General features: G+C 50.8%; 5 protein-coding genes. All 5 read left to right on the forward strand.

The features are described from left to right. Nucleotides 1-133: 133 nt before the first annotated feature. The 5 genes from HED67_RS01500 to HED67_RS01520 all read left to right on the forward strand — a co-directional run bounded on the left by HED67_RS01500 (nt 134) and on the right by HED67_RS01520 (nt 3,973). Nucleotides 134-475, forward strand: a complete 342-nt coding sequence (locus HED67_RS01500; RefSeq protein WP_055060285.1) for a DeoR family transcriptional regulator — start codon at nt 134-136, stop codon at nt 473-475. Further along, the gene (locus tag HED67_RS01505) at nt 468-764 is read left to right on the forward strand and encodes a DUF3847 domain-containing protein (RefSeq protein WP_055060286.1); all 297 of its coding nucleotides are present in this window, start codon (nt 468-470) and stop codon (nt 762-764) included. Before HED67_RS01500 ends, HED67_RS01505 begins: the two co-directional genes overlap by 8 nt. A 296-nt stretch (nt 765-1,060) precedes the next feature. Continuing rightward, nucleotides 1,061-1,489: a hypothetical protein gene (locus HED67_RS01510; protein WP_055218800.1), complete on the forward strand. Its 429-nt coding sequence runs from the start codon at nt 1,061-1,063 to the stop codon at nt 1,487-1,489. A 194-nt stretch (nt 1,490-1,683) separates the two neighbouring features. Then, the gene (gene mobQ, locus HED67_RS01515) at nt 1,684-3,264 is read left to right on the forward strand and encodes a MobQ family relaxase (RefSeq protein WP_055060288.1); all 1,581 of its coding nucleotides are present in this window, start codon (nt 1,684-1,686) and stop codon (nt 3,262-3,264) included. A 64-nt stretch (nt 3,265-3,328) separates the two neighbouring features. Further along, nucleotides 3,329-3,973, forward strand: a complete 645-nt coding sequence (locus HED67_RS01520) for a CHC2 zinc finger domain-containing protein (RefSeq protein WP_055060289.1) — start codon at nt 3,329-3,331, stop codon at nt 3,971-3,973. Nucleotides 3,974-4,091: the final 118 nt, after the last annotated feature.

Consider the following 4,091-nt stretch of genomic DNA (forward strand, 5'->3'; position numbering starts at 1 on the left):
ACCGGGGGCGTGTCACTTACAACGAATTATGCCGGAAATGCCAGCATGGGTGCAGGCAGAGCTTCCGGGCGGTTGTGATTGACTGCCCTCATTATTTATCCAAACGAGCCAAGAAAAAGGAGGAACACACAGAATGAATTTTGAATTTATGACGATAGACACACCACTGCCGCCCTGTATGCCATTTCCCAGAGCATTGACAGGGTTTCCAGTCAGCAGCACCGCAAAGGTCATGTACTGCCGGATGTTAGACGCTATACTATCCAAAGGGCAGGAGGACGAGAACGGAATCCTGTTTGTCTGCTTCCCTGTCACAGCCATTGCCGCAGTCCTGTCCCGCAGCCCCATGACGGTCAAGCGTTCTCTGAATGAACTGGAAACTGCCGGACTTATCATGCGGGTGCGTCAGGGCATTGGAGAACCAAACAGGATTTATGTGCTGATACCGGGAAAGGAGGATACTGCCCTTGCCTGATACCTCAAAGCTGGAAAAGCTCAACCGGGAGTTGGAGAAAAGCGAAAAGAAACTGCGGAAAGCAATCAATGATGAAAAGGCATTGCAGCACCAGCTAAAGCAGCTTACCCGAAAGGAACGGAGGCATCGGCTCTGTACCCGTGGCGGTATGCTGGAAAGTTTTCTGCAAGAGCCGGAACGCCTGACAGATGATGATGTCATGCTGCTGTTGAAACTCATTTTTCACAGGCAGGACACGCAGGAACTGTTGAAAAAACTGCTGGAACGGGAGAAGCCGGAAAACCCTTAGTTTACTAAGGGCGCAATTATACACCACCCAGAGGTTGGTGCATTGCGTTCTCCGAAGGCTCCTCGCCGGAGGGCTGTGATTTTCCGCAGTCATGGTCTGCTCCAAATCAAACAGGGGACGCTACGCTTCCCCTGCGCTGGCTGCCGCCAGCTACCCTTTTGTGGACTTGCCATCTGGGGACACCTTGCGTTGTAAGCTGTTCCCAGCCGACAAGTTTTACAAAAGCTCTCTGTACTTTGAGGGTCGAATAAAGTATAATGAAGTCAATGAGAAATCGGGAGTTGGAGGTATTCACTATGAAAAAGATTATAACCGTAACGCTTTGCATTGTGCTGGTTCTTCTCTTTGCCGGATGCGGAAAGAACGGCGATACATCAAAAGTGGAAATTGATTATGGAGCATCTTCCGTTTATTCAAAAGAAGAAATAGATTCTGCCATTGAGATTATAAAAAAGCAGTTCGCTTCGTTTGAGGGCTGTGAATTGCATAGCCTTTCTTATATGCCAGATGAAGAATGCAACAATGCAGATAACATTGAATGGATGAATGATTTAAGAACGGAAGATAATAAAGAAGCCTTTACGCAATGTATTGCATTTAAAAGTAGTTTCCGTTCGCCAAAAAACGGCGGCGGTGCATGGGAGGCGAACGAAGAATACACTTGGTCATGGTGGCTTGCACGGTGTGAAGGTGGAGAATGGAAGTTAATGACGTGGGGGTATTGATAAGCGTAAGAACTTCCAGTTTGCCACTCACACATCGGGTCAACTTGTCCCGAACTTTTACAACTTAATACCCGCCGCCCACACAGCGGCACACCAAGCAGGAAATCTGAAAAAGGTTGCCTGCTTTTTTTCTGCCCGAAATGAGGTGGTAAAACGCCACCCCATCCGCCAATCACAGAAAGGAGTGACACGAAATGCCCTGTCCACACAACGAAATTTCTATTGTGCGGCGAAGCCAACAGCAGTCTGCGGTTGCCGCCGCTGCTTACCAGAGCGGCGAAAAGCTGTTCTGTGAATACGATCAGGAAGAGAAGCACTACCCGGAAAAGCGTGGTATCGTCCACAATGAAATCCTGCTCCCGGCAAATGCCCCGCCGGAGTATGCAGACCGCAATACCCTATGGAACGCCGCCGAAGCGGTGGAGAAGCAGTGGAACTCTCAGCTTGCAAGGCGGTGGGTGCTTACCATCCCCAAAGAGATACCGCCCGACCAGTATGCTGTCCTTGTCCGGGAGTTTTGTGAACAGCAGTTTGTTTCCAAAGGAATGATTGTTGACTTTGCCATCCATGACACCCACCCGCCGGGACACAATCCCCACGCCCATGTCCTGTTGACTATGCGGGCAATGGACAAACATGGGAAATGGCTTCCCAAGAGCCGCAAGGTTTATGACCTTGACGAGAATGGGGAACGGATTAAACTTCCGTCCGGCAGATGGAAAAGCCACAAGGAGGATACGGTGGACTGGAACGACCAGAAGTATTGTGAAATCTGGCGGCATGAATGGGAGGTCATCCAGAACCGTTATCTGGAAGCCAATGACCGCCCGGAGCGTGTGGACTTGCGTTCCTATGCCAGACAGGGGCTTGATATAGTCCCCACTGTCCATGAGGGAGCTGCTGTCCGGCAGATGGAAAAGCGAGGTATCCAGACGAATATCGGCAACCTGAACCGGGAAATCAGAGCCGCCAACCGCCTGATGAAGTCCATCCGGCAGCTTATCCAAAACCTCAAAGGCTGGATTACCGAGCTGGGAGAAGAGCGGAAGGAACTGCTTGCACAAAAAGCGGCGGAGGAAGCAACGCTTCTCCCCAATCTTTTGATGAAATATATGGAGATACGAAAGGAAGAACGGAAGGACTGGACAAGGGCTGGACAGAACCGGGGGACTTCACAGGACTTAAAGGCAGTCAGCGAAGCCCTGTCCTATCTCCGGCAAAAGGGGCTTTCTACTGTGGAGGATTTAGAAGCATTTCTGGAATCTTCCGGGAAATCGGCAGCCGATTACCGCAGTCAGATGAAGCCAAAGGAAGCCCGCAGTAAAGTGATTGACAGGCTTCTTGCCAGCCGGACAGACTGCAAGGAATGTAAGCCTGCCTATGAGAAGTACCAGAAGATATTTTTCAAGAAAACAAAGGAGAAATTCAAACAGGAACACTCGGAGGTTGCCCGGTATGAGAAAGCCGCTGCCTACCTTGCCAAGCACCCGGACGATAAGGACAGTACCCAAAAGGAGCTGCAACAGGAGCTGGAAACGCTTCTTAGCGAAATCGCAGAGCTGAAAGTACCGCTGACCGAGGTACAGGAGGATTTGAAGAAGCTGCGGGACATCCGCTACTGGGTACGGAAAGCCACACCCGGCACAGAGGAAAGCAAAGAGCCGCCCAAGAAGCAGCCCATCAAAGAAGTCTTGCAGGATAAGGCAGACGAAAAAAAGGCTCAAAGAACCGCCCCAGCGCAGACAAAACACAAACAACAAAATATGGAACTTTAACAGGCACTTGCCATTTTCAAGCAGAGAATGTCAGGTGCTTTTTTCTTTTTAAGGAGGGATAGAGTTGAATGTATTTGAAGCTGTGAAGCAGTCCGTCACAACAAGACAGGCTGCGGAGCATTATGGAATCCGTATAGGTCGGAACGGGATGGCTTGCTGCCCGTTCCATCATGATAAAACCCCAAGCATGAAGCTGGATCGGCGTTACCACTGCTTCGGCTGCGGTGCGGATGGGGATGTAATTGATTTTACCGCCGCCCTGTATGGGCTGGGAAAGAAAGAAGCTGCTATGCAGATAGCACAGGACTTCGGGCTTTCCTATGAGGATTGGAAGCCGCCGGGAAAGGCGAAAAAGCCCAAGCCCCGGCAGAAATCCCCAGAGGAACAGTTTCAGGAATCAAAGAGCCGCTGCTTCCGTATTCTTGCCGATTATCTCCACCTGCTGATGGCATGGAGAACGGACTACACCCCGCACTCCCCGGAGGAAGTCTTTCATCCCCGGTTTGTGGAAGCCTTACAGAAGCAATCCCATGTGGAATATCTGCTGGATGTACTGCTGTTCGGGGAGATAGAGGAACAAGCAGCCCTGATTACGGACTATGGAAAGGATGTGATACAGCTTGAACAGCGAATGGCAGAGCTTGCCGCCACAGACGCAGCAGGAACTAAAAAACACCATGAACGCCATGCAGCCGCCCCAGAGCGTTGAGGAAATCAAGGCTGGGCTGGAAACTACCGAAAAAGGCGGTGTCCGTCAGAGCATACGGAACTGCCTGACCGTATTCCAGCGTGACCCGCTGCTTTCCGAGGCTATCGCCTACAACATC

Origin of the sequence: Pseudocoprococcus catus (genome assembly GCF_019734885.1) — a bacterium.
GTDB lineage: Bacteria > Bacillota > Clostridia > Lachnospirales > Lachnospiraceae > Coprococcus_A > Coprococcus_A catus.

Bases quoted from the DNA above. Each gene is read 5' to 3' on its own strand.
- HED67_RS01500 (WP_055060285.1), top strand. From the start codon at position 134: ATGAATTTTGAATTTATGACGATAGACACACCACTGCCGCCCTGTATG.
- HED67_RS01510 (WP_055218800.1), top strand. From the start codon at position 1,061: ATGAAAAAGATTATAACCGTAACGCTTTGCATTGTGCTGGTTCTTCTC.
- mobQ (WP_055060288.1), top strand. From the start codon at position 1,684: ATGCCCTGTCCACACAACGAAATTTCTATTGTGCGGCGAAGCCAACAG.